This is a genomic window from Streptomyces sp. NPDC031466, from assembly GCF_055581265.1.
On the sequence record NZ_JBVIJT010000007.1, the window covers coordinates 29,127 to 43,091 of the forward strand.

10 protein-coding genes are annotated in these 13,965 nt (G+C 72.8%); 4 read left to right on the forward strand and 6 right to left on the reverse strand.

Annotated features, from left to right (window positions below; all coding sequences use genetic code 11):
- Window positions 1-325 precede the first annotated feature (325 nt).
- From ACZ5GP_RS18115 to ACZ5GP_RS18125, 3 genes are read left to right on the forward strand one after another with little or no spacing between them, the layout of a single operon-like run.
- Window positions 326-1,087: a polyprenol monophosphomannose synthase gene (locus tag ACZ5GP_RS18115; RefSeq protein ID WP_468752146.1), complete on the forward strand. Its 762-nt coding sequence runs from the start codon at window positions 326-328 to the stop codon at window positions 1,085-1,087.
- The gene (locus ACZ5GP_RS18120) at window positions 1,084-1,602 is read left to right on the forward strand and encodes a GtrA family protein (RefSeq protein WP_468751806.1); all 519 of its coding nucleotides are present in this window, start codon (window positions 1,084-1,086) and stop codon (window positions 1,600-1,602) included. The genes ACZ5GP_RS18115 and ACZ5GP_RS18120 overlap by 4 nt, the downstream gene beginning before the upstream one ends.
- Window positions 1,586-3,094: a hypothetical protein gene (locus tag ACZ5GP_RS18125; protein ID WP_468751807.1), complete on the forward strand. Its 1,509-nt coding sequence runs from the start codon at window positions 1,586-1,588 to the stop codon at window positions 3,092-3,094. The genes ACZ5GP_RS18120 and ACZ5GP_RS18125 overlap by 17 nt, the downstream gene beginning before the upstream one ends.
- 25 nt (window positions 3,095-3,119) lie before the next feature.
- Here ACZ5GP_RS18125 and ACZ5GP_RS18130 read toward each other — a convergent pair whose 3' ends face one another.
- From ACZ5GP_RS18130 to ACZ5GP_RS18155, 6 genes are all read right to left on the reverse strand, one after another.
- Window positions 3,120-3,719 carry an EF-Tu C-terminal domain-related protein gene (locus ACZ5GP_RS18130; RefSeq protein WP_468751808.1) on the reverse strand — a complete coding sequence of 200 codons (600 nt, stop codon included), beginning with the start codon at window positions 3,717-3,719 and terminating at the stop codon, window positions 3,120-3,122.
- A gap of 57 nt (window positions 3,720-3,776) precedes the next feature.
- On the reverse strand, window positions 3,777-5,453 hold the full coding sequence (locus ACZ5GP_RS18135) for a glycosyltransferase family 2 protein (RefSeq protein WP_468751809.1): 1,677 nt from the start codon (window positions 5,451-5,453) through the stop codon (window positions 3,777-3,779).
- The gene (locus ACZ5GP_RS18140) at window positions 5,450-7,705 is read right to left on the reverse strand and encodes a CDP-glycerol glycerophosphotransferase family protein (RefSeq protein WP_468751810.1); all 2,256 of its coding nucleotides are present in this window, start codon (window positions 7,703-7,705) and stop codon (window positions 5,450-5,452) included. The genes ACZ5GP_RS18135 and ACZ5GP_RS18140 overlap by 4 nt, the downstream gene beginning before the upstream one ends.
- On the reverse strand, window positions 7,702-11,316 hold the full coding sequence (locus ACZ5GP_RS18145) for a bifunctional glycosyltransferase/CDP-glycerol:glycerophosphate glycerophosphotransferase (protein WP_468751811.1): 3,615 nt from the start codon (window positions 11,314-11,316) through the stop codon (window positions 7,702-7,704). Before ACZ5GP_RS18145 ends, ACZ5GP_RS18140 begins: the two co-directional genes overlap by 4 nt.
- A 126-nt stretch (window positions 11,317-11,442) precedes the next feature.
- Window positions 11,443-12,237, reverse strand: a complete 795-nt coding sequence (locus tag ACZ5GP_RS18150; protein ID WP_468751812.1) for an ABC transporter ATP-binding protein — start codon at window positions 12,235-12,237, stop codon at window positions 11,443-11,445.
- Window positions 12,230-13,162, reverse strand: coding sequence for an ABC transporter permease (locus ACZ5GP_RS18155; RefSeq protein ID WP_468751813.1), 933 nt, complete (start codon window positions 13,160-13,162; stop codon window positions 12,230-12,232). The genes ACZ5GP_RS18150 and ACZ5GP_RS18155 overlap by 8 nt, the downstream gene beginning before the upstream one ends.
- Window positions 13,163-13,299: 137 nt before the next feature.
- Between ACZ5GP_RS18155 and ACZ5GP_RS18160 the strand changes: the two genes are divergently transcribed.
- Window positions 13,300-13,944, forward strand: a complete 645-nt coding sequence (locus ACZ5GP_RS18160; protein ID WP_361076337.1) for a TetR/AcrR family transcriptional regulator — start codon at window positions 13,300-13,302, stop codon at window positions 13,942-13,944.
- Window positions 13,945-13,965: the final 21 nt, after the last annotated feature.

Sequence of the window (13,965 nt, forward strand, 5' to 3'; positions counted from 1 at the left end):
TCTTCGTCGGCGGACTCGTGTTGCCGATCAGTGGCCGCGGAGGTAAGGCCGGTCCGGAGTGAGTTCTCCCCTGGACCGATTGGTTGCCTCCGTGGCGCGGAATGGGTGATGAGATTCGCCATACCCCCTTAATTCGGGCATTTGGTCTAAGGTGGGTGAGATTGTCTGACGGAGGTACGAAATCCACAGCGCAGGGAACCGGACCACCCATCGACCGCGGACCACCGAAGGGCCAGCCGTGACCGTGAACACCCCCGAGAACCTCTCCGACGAGCTCGCCGCGCACCTGCCCGAGGCCTGGGCCGCCACCGCGCTGACCGTCGTCATGCCGACCTACAACGAAGCGGGGAACCTGCCGGGCATGGCCGAGGCCCTGATGGCGCTCCCGCTGCCCGGCCTGCGCCTCCTCGTCGTCGACGACTCCAGCCCGGACGGCACCGGCGACATCGCCGAACGCTTCGCCGAGCGGTACGGCAGCGCCCGGATGAGCGTCCTGCACCGCACCGAGAAGGACGGCCTCGGCCGGGCCTACGCGGCCGGCATGACCCGGGCCGTCGCCGAGGGCGCCGCGTACGTGCTGCAGATGGACGCCGACGGCAGCCATCCCGTCGCCAAGGTCGCCGAGCTGCTCGGCGTCGCCCTCGCCACCGACGCGGGTGTCGTCATGGGCAGCCGGTACGTGCAGGGCGGCACGCTCTCCGACGCCTGGGGCGTCCACCGCAAGCTGCTCTCGCGCTGGGCCAACGCCTACGCCGGCGCCATCCTCGGCACCCGCGTCCGCGACATCACCGGCGGCTTCAACCTTTGGCGCGCCGATGCCCTGCGCGCCATCGACCTCGCCTCCGTGGACAGCGCGGGCTACAGCTTCCAGGTCGAGATGAAGTACCGGGCGCTGCGCCGCGGCTTCGGCGTCATGGAGGTGCCGATCCACTTCGAGGACCGCACGATCGGCGAGTCCAAGATGAACCTCATGGTGCAGCTGGAGTCCATCGTGATGCCCTGGAAGCTGCGGCTCGACGCGAGGGCGTCCGGGCGGGGCGGCGACGTGCGGGCGTCCGGGCGGGGCGGCGCGGGGGTGCGCGGATGACGGGGCCCGCGCTGCGGGAGGCGCCGCCCGCCGGGTCCGCCGCCGTCCCCGCCCCCGCGCCCGCGCCCGCACCGGCCCGCGCGCCCGCGCCCGCGATCGGCCGCCTGCGCCGGCTCACCCTGGAGGTCATGAAGTTCGGCCTGGTCGGCGGCAGCGGTGTCGCCGTGAACCTCGTCGTCTTCAACCTCCTCCTGCACGGCTTCGGCTCCCGCCCCATGACGGCGACCGTTCTGGCCAGCTGCGTGGCCATGGGCACCAACTACCTCGGCTTCCGCTTCTTCGCCTACCGGGACCGCGCCTCGCGCACCAAGCGGCAGATCGCCCTCTTCTTCGTCTTCAGCGGCATCGGCGTGGTGATGGAGAGCGTCCTGTTCTACGCGGCGTACCGGGGCGCGGACATGAGCGGCCCGCTCGGCTCGAACATCGCCAAGGCGCTCTCGATCGCCCTCGCCTCGGCGTTCCGCTTCCTGGTCTACCGGACGTGGGTCTTCCAGCACGATGCGCGCCGCCTCTAAAGGGGCCGCCGAAGGGGCCATACGAGCCCCGCGAGACCTCGTACCGCACGCCGTCGCCCTGCCCCTGCTCGCCCTGATCGTCCTGCTGCTCCTGGTGATCGTCCGCCTGCCGTGGGCGGGCGACCTCGGCATCCACGCGGCGACGATCGAACGCCTGCGCGCCGATCCGCTCGACCCCGGCAACCCGCTGGTCGACGCGGACACCCCGAGCCCCTACTACTCGCCCTGGACGCTGCTCCTGGGCTGCCTGGCCAAGGCGACCGGGCTCGGCACGTTCGTGGTGCTGCGGGTGGCGGCGCTGGTGGGGCTGGCGCTGCTGGTGACGGGGGTGCGGAGCTTCGTCCGTACGTTCAGCCCGCGTCCGGGGGCGGTACCGCTGGCCCTCCTCTGCCTGCTCCTGCTCTGGGGCCCGGGGCTGTTCAACTGGAGCGGCTTCCTCGGCCTCAACTCCCTCGCGCTGACGGTCTCGTACCCGAGTACGTTCGCGCTCGGGCTCTCCTTCCACTTCTGGGCGCTGCTGCGGAGGGCCTCGCGGGGCGCGGGCGTACGGGCGTTCCTCGCCCTTGGCATGCTGTGGGCCGTGATCCTGCTGAGCCACCAGTTCACGGGTCTGGTGGCGTCCTTGGGGGCGCTCGCGATGGTGCTGGGGGCGCGGCCGTGGCCGTCCCGGGAGGTGTGGGGGCGGCTGGCGTGCGGGTCGGCACTCGGCATCGCGGTGCTGGCGCTCTGGCCGTACTACTCCTTCTTCGACCTCTTCGGGGCCGGCGGTCTGGAGGACATCCACCGCTCGCTGTACCGGGGGCTGCTGCCGCACTTCGGTCTGGCGCTGCTCGGCGTGGCGGCCCTGGCCTGCCGGTGGCGCCGGGATCGCCGGGACCCCCTGGCCCTCTTCTTCGCGTTCGGCGCGGTGCTGTTCGCGGCGGGTGGCCTGAGCGGCCACTACTCGTGGGGCCGGGTACTGCCGGCGGCCCTGATCCCGGCGCAGTTGGCGGCGGCGCTGGAGCTCTTCGAACGGGGCGCCGTCCGCCGCGCGTCCACCGCGCTGCTGGGCACGGCTCTGCTGCTCGGCGCGTGGACCCAGGCGGGGACGCTCGGCTGCGTGGTGCCGCGGGGCGCCCTGCCGGGGCCGGTGGCGGCCAAGTACCGGGCGCCCTGGCCGGGCTACGACTGGCTGGCCCCGGAGGTCCGCCCCGGCGACGTGGTCATGGCCAAGACCTTCCCGTCCCGCCAGATCCCCGCGTACGGCCCCTACACGGTCGCCCCCGGCTACCCGGACTTCTTCCTCCCGGACCAGGCCGAGCGCCTCGCGGCGGTACGGACGTACTTCGCACCGGACACGCGACGTGGGACCCGCCTGGCGGTGCTGCACAGGTACGGGGTGCGCTGGGTCATCGCCTACCCCACGGACACCGGCCTGCGCCCCGACGACCCCGCCTTGCGGAAGACGTCCGTGGGGCCGCGGGGGCAGGTGCTGTACGAGGTGGTGGGGTGAGCGGCTCCCTCCGTGGGTGAGATGCTCAGCGCGGGAGTCGAGTCACGGTGCCTGATCCGGCGGCACGGCCGTGGTGACGGAACGCGAAGGACTGACCTTCCTCCAGCGCGACAGGCTCTTCGAGTGCCACTGTCACCTCGGTTCCGTGCAGCGGTCGGGCCACGTCGGCGCCTTCGGGCAGTGTGACGGTTCCCCGGACCGCGGCGGTGCGGGCGTGGAAGCGGAGACGATCGCCGGAGACGACGTCCGCACCGCCCTGTTCCTCGGACAGCAGGACGATCTCGGCGGTGAAGCCGGTATGGGCGCCGACCGATCCTGGTGCCGCGAGCACCTGCCCGCGCTCGACGGCGTCCGCGGTGATGCCATGCAGCAGCATCCCCACATTCATGTCCGCCGTCGCCTCGCCGATGGACATGTCGTGCTGTTCGATGTCCGCGACATGAGCCGTCGCGCCGCCGCCCAAGCCGATGATCTCCACCGCGTCGCCCTTGCGTACCCGGCCGCGTTCGATCCGCCCCGTCACTATCACCCCCCTGCCCCGGTGCCGACGGAAGACGTCTTCGACGGGCATCAGGAACGGCTTCTCCACCGCGCCCGCCACCGACTCTTCCGGGGATCCGCTCATGAGTGCCATTCTCCGCTGCGACCGGTCGCAGCCCGGCCACGGCGTACCGGACGGGTCTCAGCGCAGCACGCTCGCCGCCAGGCGGGCCGCCCTGCGGAGTCGGGGGCCCGTCTTCGCGGCTGCTCGGCTCGTCAGGGGGCGGATGACGTGGGCCGTTACTCCTACCGGGGTCCAGCGGAGTTGGAGGCGGCCCGCGGCGCGGCCCTCCGGTTCTACCGTGACCTCGTGGGGGGTCGTGCCGGAGCGGTAGTCGATGCGGGCGCGCAGGGTGGGGAAGGTCAGCGGGGCCAGGAGCAGGGACGTGTTGCGCAGGCCGCCTGAGGTCAGTTGCAGGACCGGGTGGCGGGCGCCCTCGAAGCCGTTGAGGGGGAGGCGGGCCAGGGCCAGGTCCAGGCGGGCCGTGCCCTCGAAGACGCCGGGGCGGACGGGGTCCAGGCGGAAGGGGGTCTTCATGCGGCGGTGGCCGGGGGCCACGAGGAGGGTCGCCACCTGGGGGCCGACCGGCAGGCGCAGGCCGGGGTCGTAGGTGCGTACGGTCAGGTCGACCGTGGCGCCGGGTCCCCGCTCGATCCGCGTGATCTCGTGGCGGAACTGGGCGCTCGGGAACGGGCGGGAGTCCAGGCCCAGGTCGGTGAGGTCGAGTTCCGTGCGGGCCCGGTCTGTCTGCGGGACGCGCCCGCCCCAGTACACGCGGCCCGCCGCGTCCATCGACGTCTCGCGCGGCGCCACCCCGTGGCCGAGGCCCCGCGCCGCCAGCCGCGCCTCCGCCAGGCGGTTGTCGCGGACCAGTTGGAGGACGACCCGTTCCGCGCGGGGCAGGCGGGCGTACGCGCCGGGGGACAGCTGTGCCAGGTAGGGGTTCACGATGTCCGCGAAGCCCGTCAGCCACTCCTCGCCACGGAACGGGAGGTCTCCCGCGTACATCCGGAAGTCGTGCTTCAGGAACTTGTGGTCCTTGGCCTCCTGGAGGGCGCCGTGGCCGCTCGACGTCAGGAAGTCGTCGATCAGGCGCTGCACGTGCACGCGGTCCCGGACGTTCGACAGCTTGTGGCGCTGGTTGGAGATCGACGCCGCTTCCGCCGCCTCGTAGGGCGCTATGTACCAGCGGTAGACGGGCTCGGGGATCACCGTGAAGGCCCGCGCGAGGCAGTACGCCTGCGCCGAGAACAGCTGGTCCTCGTAGTGGATGCCCTCCGGGAAGCGCAGGTCGTTGCGGTCCAGGAACGCGCGGCGGTACATCTTGCTGGTCGACAAGTGCTCGAAGAACAGGGCCGGTTCCGCCTCGATGCCGTGCACCGTGCGGCGCTCGGCCACCAGATGCGGCATCCAGGTGGAGGTGCGGCCCGTGTCCACGCGGACCCGCTCCACCGCGCCCATCGTGAAGTCCACCTCGCGCTCGCGGTGTGTCGCGAGGAGCAACTCGACGGCCCGTTCGGGCAGTTCGTCGTCACTGTCCAGGAACATCAGGAACGGGCCGCGCGCGATCTCCAGGGCGCGGTTGCGCGGCGCGCTGCACCCGCCGCTGTTCGCCGGAAGCCGCAGGTACGTGACGCGGTCGTCCTGCGCCGCCAGCCGCCGCGCCACCTCGGGCGTGTCGTCCGTCGAGTGGTCGTCGCTGATGATGATCTCGATGTTCTCGTGCGTCTGGCGGCGCAGGGACGCCACCGCGCGCGGCAGGCGCTCCGCGTCGTTGTAGACGATCACCGTGACCGTCACGTCGGGTATCGGGGTCATCGCTGCGTCGCCTCCTCGGGCGTCGGGGCCGGGGTGCGCCCGGCGAGCGGGGTCACCGGCGGCAGGGAGTCCTCGCTCTCGCCGAGGAAGACCCGGCGTACGACGCGCTCGGCGGCGCGCCCGTCGTCGTACTCGCAAAAGCGCTCGCGGAACGCCTCGCGGGCCTTGGCGGCCGACGCGTCGCGCCACGCGCCGGAGGTGAACAGCTCCGTCAACTCCTCCTGCGTGCGCGCCACTTGGCCCGGCGCCTGCGCCATCAGGTCGAAGTAGACGCCGCGCGTCGTCGCGTACGTCTCCCAGTCGTCGGCGTAGACCACGATCGGCCGGTCGAGGTTGGCGTAGTCGAACATGATCGAGGAGTAGTCCGTGATCAGCGCGTCCGCCGCCAGGCAGAGGTCGTCCACCGGGTCGTAGGAGGAGACGTCGATGACCCGGCCGCTCTTGCGCAGGCCCGCGAGCGGTGAGGCGGCGCCCCCGTAGAAGTAGTGGCCGCGCACGAGCAGGACGGTGTCCTCGCCCAGGCGGTCGGCGAGGGTGGCCAGGTCCAGGCGCGGGGTCCAGGCGGCCTCGTAGTCGCGGTGGGTGGGCGCGTAGAGCAGGGCCCGCCTGCCCGGCGCGATGCCGAGCTTCTCGCGGATCGCGCGGATGTCGGCGGCCGTCGCGCGGTAGAAGACGTCGTTGCGCGGATAGCCGTGGTCGAGGGACTCGTAACGCGCCGGATACGCGCGTTCCCACATGCGGGTGGAGTGGCCGTTCGCGGAGACGCTGTAGTCCCACTTGTCGACGCGCGCGAGGAGGCTGTGGAAGTTCAGGCCCTTGGCGGCCGCCGGGTAGTCGAGCTGGTCCAGGCCCATGCGCTTGAGCGGTGTGCCGTGATGGGTCTGGACGTGCACCGCGTCGGGGCGCTTGACGATCGCGTTGGGGAAGTTGACGTTGTTCACCAGGTACTTGGCGCGCGCCATCACCTCCCAGTAGCGGCGGGTGCCGGGCACGACGTGGTCGGTGCCGGGCAGCAGCAGCGGCGCGTTGGCCGCCGTGACGACCCACACCGGGTGGATGTGCGGGGCGAGTTCGGCGAGCTTGGCCGCGATGGCCGCCGGGTTGCAGGCCACGCCCCGGTCCCAGTAGGCCGTGAAGACGGCGAGGCGGGGGTCGACCGGGCGTTCCAGGTCCCTGCGGTAGCGCAGGTCGCGGACCTTCACGCCCACCTGGTGCTTGCGCGTGATCACCGCCGAACGCAGCTTGCGGCGCCGCTGGTTGGCGGCCCGGAACGCGCGGTACTTGGTGTACGCGTCCTCTTCGAGGATGCGGCGCCGCACGCCCTCCAGGCCCGCCGGCCGCTGATACCCCTCGGGGCGTCGGGCGACGGCGGCCCGCGCGGCGCGGTGGAAGAACTCCTCGCGCACCGGCTCGGGCAGCTTCTCGCGGGCGACGATCCGCAGGCAGTCGCCGACCATCACGTCGTAGAGCGCGGTGCGGGGCGCCGCCGGGAGGCCGAGGTCGGCCGCGAGGGCGAGCAGCGACTCGTACCGCCCGATGACGCCGAAACGTGCCTCGGGCGGGACCGGCGGCAGGCTCTCCGGCCGCAACTCCCGTACGTTCAGGATGACTTGGTCGAGCGTGGCGATCCGGTCCGCGAGGAGCAGCGCGGCGTACGCGGCGAACGTCTCGTCGTCCCCGGCCAGCCGCTCGGCGTGCGCCCGCCAGAAGTCCGCCCGCAGCACCCGGACGCCGAGCAGCGGCGTGACCCGCAGCAGGTCGGGGCAGTCGGCGAGCGGCAGGTCACGGCGGCCCTGCCGGGCGAGGTGCCCGCCGTCGGGGCTCGGCATCCCCTGGTGGCGCCACGTCGAGCGGACGTGGTCGGCGACGAGGACGTCCACGCCGTCCGGCAGGGCGGCCACCCGGTCCGCGACCATGCGGGGCGCGCCCGTCGGCACGGTGTCCTTGCTGGGCACGAGGTGCAGCCACCGGCCGGCCGCCTGCTCGGCGCCCGCGGCTCGCGCCGCCGCCTCGCCCGTGCCCTCGGGCAGCGGGACGACGGTGACGCCGGGCCGGTCGGCGGCGGCGGACCGCGCGGCGGCGCCCACCGCGGCGACGATCACCTCGACGCCGGGGGAGGCCTGCGCGGCCAGCGCGTCCAGGCCCGCGCCCAGCCGGCCCTGCACGTCGCGCCCGTGGACGACGACGCTCAGCACGGGCTCGGCGGTGTCACTGCGTCCGGGCACGGCGGTGCCCCCCTTCCGCGTACTCATACGGCGGCCGCCCCTCGGTGGGCGAGCATCCGGTCCACCACGCGGGCCGCGGCCCGCCCGTCGTCCAGGTCGCAGAACGCGGCGCGGAAGGCCTCGTACGCCTCTCCGTACGGCCCGCTCGCCGCTGCCACGTCCCGCAGGGCGGCGATCAGGTCGTCGGAGGTGGATACCAGCGGGCCCGGCGCGCGCTGCTCGAAGTCGAAGTAGAAGCCGCGCAACCGGTCGCGGTAGTGCTCCAGGTCGTACGTGAAGAACAGCATCGGACGGCCCGTCACGGCGAAGTCGAACATCACCGAGGAGTAGTCGGTGACCAGGACGTCGGCGATCAGGAGCAGGTCCATGACGTCGGGGTAACCCGCGACGTCCCACACGAAGCCGTCGCCCGCGCCCGGCACCGGCTCCACGACGTGCGCGTGCGGCCGCACCAGCAGGACGTGGTCCTCGCCCAGTTCGTGCCGCGCCTTCTCCAGGTCGAGGCGCAGGTCGAGGAGGAAGCCGCCCCGGTGGCGCTGCTTGTCCTCGCGCCACGTCGGGGCGTACAGGACGACCTTCTTGCCCTCGGGCAGACCCAGCGCGCGGCGCACGCGGGCGGCGCGCTCGGCGCGGTCGGGGGCCAGCAGGACGTCGTTGCGGGGATAGCCCGTCTCCACCAGCTCGCCGTCCACGTCGCCGCCGAACCGGAAGGCGCTGCGCAGGATCGGGGTGCTGAACCGGTTCGGGGAGAGGAGCATCGTCCACTGGTGGCGCTCGCGGTCCAGGTCCACGAGGTACCGGGTGCTCGCGAAGTGGTCGTTGGCGAAGTCGAAGCCGATCCGCTTCAGCGGCGTGCCGTGCCAGGTCTGGACGATCTGCTGGCCCTCGCGCCGCACCAGCCAGCGCGGGAAGTGCGTGTTGCCGACGAGGTAGCGGGAGCGGGCCATCGCCTCGTAGTACTCGGGGCTGTGCACGCGCACCGCCTTCGCGGTGGCCGGGACCCGGCACTGGCCGTCCCTGACGACCCACAGATGCTCGACCGGCAGGCCCCGGCGGACCATCTCCTCATGGAGGGCGCGCGGCGAGTCGCCGTACATCCGGCCGCCGAACACGTCGTACAGGACGGCCTCGCGCAGCGGCTCGTGGCGGGCGGCCGGGTAGGTCTCGGTGCGCAGCCTCGTCTGCCGGTAGCGGCTGCGCTCGTCGGGGCGCAGCTCGGAGTGGGCCATCAGGGCCAACTGGTCGTACTGGCGGGCCTGCAGCTCGACGCGCTTGCCGTGCGCCTCGACCTCCATGGGGAGGTGGCCGTGGACGGGCGGGGCGAGCTGGACGGCGGTGCGGGTGCCGTCGGGCCGCTGGACGGACGGCCACCAGAAGCCGGCGCGCAGCGGGACCCCGCCGGTGGGGCGGTGGGTGGGGGCGGGGACGAAGCGGGTCTCGAAGCGGCCGTCGTCGGCGCGGGCCGGGAAGGTGTACTCGTGGCCCGACCAGGTCTGGCGGAGCACCAGTTCCAGGGCGTGGGCGCCCGGCGCGGGGTAGCTGCCGGTGAGGGTGACGGTGCCGTCGGGGGACACGGAGACGCGGTCGACGAGGGGCTGGACGGGCTGGTCCACGAACTGGAGGTAGCCGCCGGGGCTGCGCCGGGCGTACATGGCGCGGCCGGCGTGCGGGAACTGGGCGCCGGAGAAGCCCTCCCGGTCGTCCAGCACGAGGGCCAGCCGCGTCGACGCGGGCTCGGCACCGGTGTGGCCGGCGTCGGTGCGAGCGTCAGTGCCGGTGACGATCTCCACCGACATGTCCCAGCGGGCGATCGAGCGTTCCGCCTGGGTCGGGCGCAGGCGTTCGTGGTCCTCGCGCACCTGCGTCAGGCTCGCCGTGCCGACCCGGGCCGTGAAGGGGACGCGGCCGTCGCGCGGGACGCCGAGGTCCAGCGGGACGGTGCGGATCGTGCCGGACTCGCGGTGGCGCATGCGCAGCCGGGGCGCGCCGTCGGGGGCGGTGCGCAGGATGCCGCGTACGACGAGGTGGGGGCCCTCGGCGCGGACTTCCAGGGCACGCGCGTGGGCCGTCTCCACGCGGATGGCCAGCTCGCCGTCCTGGATCTGCGGGGCCACCCGGACGTCCTCGGTGACCCAGTGCGCGGGCGGCGTCTGGCCGGAGCCGGTGCCCGCGCCGTGCAGCGGGCCGCGCCGGGGTGTGGCGCCGGTGCCGGCCACGGTGATCCGCACCCGCCACAGGCCGTCGACCCACCGGCCCCGGCGGCGCAGCCGCGCGGGGTTCACCAGCGCGCCGAAGCCCGCCCAGTCGGCGTGCCGGAACTCCGCGCCCGAGGCGACGGTGGCCTCCGGGTCGATGTGGCTGCGCGCGGGCACGAGCACCGAGCGGCGGCTGCCCTTCTCCTTCAGGATCAGCGACTTGAGGGCCTTGCCCCGCGACTCGGCGCCGAGCTGGCGGGGGAACGCCCAGCCGGACAGCCACAGCTTGCCGTCGTGCCAGGCGGCTTCGTCGAGCCGGCTGCGCAGCCGCAGCTCCTGGTCGAGGCGGAGCACCGCGTCCGGCACGGGGACCGTCGGGTCGAGGAAGGGGTAGTCGGCCGTGGGGCGCAGGGTCCCGGAGACGGGGATCGAACCGCCGTGCTCCTTCTCGAACTCCAGCTGCGCGATCAGCTCGTCCAGGCGCCGGTGCACGGTCAGGTACAGCTTCAGCTTGTGCGGCACGGGCAGCGCGCGCACCGCGTCCTGCCCGATCTCGCGCACCAGGCGGCCCACGTGCTCCAGGAACGCCTCCTGGTAGGCGGCGTCCGAGCCGGGCAGCACCTTCCAGAAGAGCGGGATCTCCTCGGCGAGCGCGTTGTTGTCGTAGACCCGCAGGTGTTCGGCGTACATGGGGTCGTCGGCCACCCGGGCCAGCAGGAACGCGCGCACCATGCGGATCGACTTCACGCGGTCGATCAGACCCTGCGGGTTCGTGCGGTTCTGCGTGATGGAACGCTCGCCGGTCTCGCGCTCGCGCCAGTTGTAGATCGGCTCGCTCAGCACGTCCACGGCGTCCGCGAGGTAGTGCGCGGGGACGCTGACCGGGGCGTCCTCGTACAGCATGGCCTCCGGGTACGCGAGCCGGTGCTTCTCCCAGAAGGAGCGGCGGTAGACCTTGTTCCACGCGGTGCGATCGGTCAGCAGCGGGCGGAACCTGGAGACGTGCGTCCGCAACCGGGTCGCGGCGAAGGGCACGCGGTGCACGGGCGACTGGACGTACCCGGCGGAGCGGAAGCGCGTGACGTTGCCCGCCGCGAAGTCCGAGCCGGTCGCGTCGAGCGTCTCGATGAGCAGCGCGTACGCCGTCGGGGGCAGCGTGTCGTCACTGTCGACGAACGCCAGGTACTCACTGTGCGGGGACATCTCCCGCACACCGGTGTTGCGGGCGGCGCCCAGGCCCTTGTTCTCCTGCGATATCAGCCGGAAGCGGGGGTCGGCCGCCGCGAAGCGCTCGGCGATGGCCGCGCTGCCGTCCCGCGACCCGTCGTCGACCATGACCACTTCGAAGTCCGTGAAGGTCTGGGCCGCCAGGGACTCCAGGCACTCGTCGAGGTAGAGCTCGACGTCGTGGACAGGGACGACAACACTCAGCCGTGGCTGCACGCGCACTCCTTCTGTTGCTAAACGCTCCCATAGTGTAAGGATGCGGGTATTGATGCGACAAAAGGGCTACCTGTCCGGTTTTGGCCGGTGGCTCGCGGTCATCCGACAGGACTGCGCGGGCGTCGGCTAACCCTTGCCGCCGCCCGTGAACCGTTCGTACTCCTTCATGACGTCCGCCGTGGGGCCGTCCATCCGCAGTTCGCCGCGCTCCAGCCACAGCACCCGGTCGCAGGTGTCGCGGATCGACTTGTTGTTGTGGCTGACCAGAAAGACCGTGCCCGCGCGTGCGCGCAGCTCGCGGATGCGGGCCTCGGACCGCTTCTGGAAGGAGCGGTCGCCGGTGGCCAGCGCCTCGTCGATGAGCAGGACGTCGTGGTCCTTGGCGGCGCCGATGGAGAAGCGCAGGCGGGCCGCCATGCCGGAGGAGTAGGTGCGCATGGGGAGCGTGATGAAGTCGCCCTTCTCGTTGATCCCGGAGAAGTCGACGATCTCCTGGTAGCGCCGCTGCACCTGCTCGCGCGACATGCCCATGGCCAGGCCGCCGAGGCGGACGTTGCGCTCGCCCGACAGGTCGTTCATCAGGGCCGCGTTCACGCCGAGGAGGGAGGGCTGCCCGTCGGTGAAGATCCGGCCCCGCTCCACGGGCAGCAGGCCCGCGACCGCCTTGAGCAGGGTGGACTTGCCCGAGCCGTTGGTGCCGATCAGGCCGATGGCCTCGCCCTTGCGGGCGGTGAAGGACACGTTCTTGACGGCGTGCACGGTGCGCGTGCCGCGCGCCCCGCCGCGCTTGAGGATGCGGCCGAGGGCGGCCGTGGCGGCGCCGCGCCCGGTCGTGCCGGCGCCGTGCACGCGGTAGACGATGTCGACCCGGTCGACGATGACGGTGGGCGCGGGCCCCTGGGAAGTGCCGGTCTCAGCCACGGCCGTACGTCTCCTCTGCCTTCCAGAAGTAGATGAACCCGCCGATCCCGGCGAGCAGGGCCCAGCCCAGCGCCCAGGCCCACACGTGCTGCGGGAGCCGGTCGGCGTGGAAGCTGTCGATCAGCGCGAACCGCATCAGGTCGATGTAGACGGCGGCCGGATTGCACTCCAGGAGCACCTGGACGACGTGCGGCAGGTGCTTGTCCTTCAGGACCGCGTCGATGCTCCACATCACCCCGGACGCGTACATCCAGGTGCGCAGCACGAACGGCATCAGCTGCGCGATGTCCGGCGTCCTGCTGCCGAGCCGGGCCATGACCAGCGCGAGGCCGGTGTTGAAGGTGAACTGGAGGGCGAGGACCGGCACCGCCAGGAGCCAGGACGCCGTCGGCGGCACGCCGAAGCAGAGCAGGATGACCAGCAGCGCGCCCATGGAGAAGAGTAGTTGCTGGAGCTGTTGCAGGCAGTGCGAGATGGGCAGCGAGGCGCGCGGGAAGTGCAGGGCGCGCACCAGGCCGAGGCTGCCCGCGATGGCGCGGGTGCCGGCCATGACGGACGCCTGGGTGAAGGTGAAGACGAAGACGCCGGTGACGAGGAAGGGGACGTAGTCGTCCACGTCCCGCTTGGTGTCCATCAGGACGCCGAAGATGAAGTAGTAGACCGCCGCGTTCAGCAGCGGGGTCATCACCTGCCAGAGCTGGCCGAGCTTCGCCTGGCTGTACTGCGCCGTCAGCTTGGCGGTCGCGAAGGCGGTGATGAAGTGGCGGCGCTGCCACAGCTGCCGGACGTAGGCGGGCAGGGAGGGGCGGGCGCCGCTGACGGTCAGGCCGTGCCGGGCGGCCAGCTCGGCGGGCGAGAGGGCCTCCGCGGGGGCGGAGGCCTGGGGGGAGGCGGGGGGCGGGGGCGCGTCGAGGACCTGGCTCACGTCCGTGGCTTTCGCTCGGGGAGGCTGCGGAGGGCGGCGACACACGTCGGGACGGGCCCGTATCGTCGCAACGCCGAGCGTAGGACTCGTCACGTCGGAACGCAACCGTTTCGTCGTCGCGCTTTTATGCTGTCCGCATGACGACGAGCAGGCAGCAGGGTGAACAGGCGGACGGCCCCGGGGGCGGTCGGCCCCGCCGCAGGGCGCCCGCCGGGGCCGCCGTGCTCCGCGCGGACAAGACCGAGGCCATCCGGGCCGCCGTCTTCGAGGAGCTGGCCTCCGTCGGATACGCCCGCATGTCCATCGAGGGCATCGCGCGCCGCGCGGGCGTCGGCAAGACGGCCGTCTACCGCCGCTGGCGCTCCAAGCTGCACCTCGTGCTCGACCTGGTGTCGGCCATAGCGGTCCAGGGTCTGCCCGCACCGGACACCGGCTCGCTGGAGGGGGACCTGCGGCTGTTGTACGAGGTGACCTCGCGCGCCCTGCGCCACCCCGTCGCCTCGCAGGTCATCCCCGACCTCCAGGCCGAGGCGGCCCGCAACCCCGAGATCGCCGAGGCCCTGCAGAAGGCACTGCGGGAAGGGCAGCACGGGGTCGCGAGCGGCATCGTGCGGGCCGCCGTGGAGCGGGGCGAGCTGCGGGCGGGCGCCGACGAGGAGCTGGCCCTGGACCTGCTCTCGGGGCCGCTCTACTGGCGCTCGGTGGTGGTGCGGGCCGACCTGCCCAAGGGCTACCTGGGCAGGCTCGCGAAGGCCACGGCGGCGGCACTCCGGGCACTCTGAGGCGGCCCGCCCCGGCCCGCC

What these genes read in the sequence shown, in the direction of transcription:
- ACZ5GP_RS18115 (WP_468752146.1), top strand. Translation starts at nt 326, where the DNA reads ATGCCGACCTACAACGAAGCGGGGAACCTGCCGGGCATGGCCGAGGCC.
- ACZ5GP_RS18120 (WP_468751806.1), top strand. Translation starts at nt 1,084, where the DNA reads ATGACGGGGCCCGCGCTGCGGGAGGCGCCGCCCGCCGGGTCCGCCGCC.
- ACZ5GP_RS18125 (WP_468751807.1), top strand. Translation starts at nt 1,586, where the DNA reads ATGCGCGCCGCCTCTAAAGGGGCCGCCGAAGGGGCCATACGAGCCCCG.
- ACZ5GP_RS18130 (WP_468751808.1), bottom strand. Translation starts at nt 3,719, where the DNA reads ATGAGCGGATCCCCGGAAGAGTCGGTGGCGGGCGCGGTGGAGAAGCCG.
- ACZ5GP_RS18135 (WP_468751809.1), bottom strand. Translation starts at nt 5,453, where the DNA reads ATGACCCCGATACCCGACGTGACGGTCACGGTGATCGTCTACAACGAC.
- ACZ5GP_RS18140 (WP_468751810.1), bottom strand. Translation starts at nt 7,705, where the DNA reads ATGAGTACGCGGAAGGGGGGCACCGCCGTGCCCGGACGCAGTGACACC.
- ACZ5GP_RS18160 (WP_361076337.1), top strand. Translation starts at nt 13,300, where the DNA reads ATGACGACGAGCAGGCAGCAGGGTGAACAGGCGGACGGCCCCGGGGGC.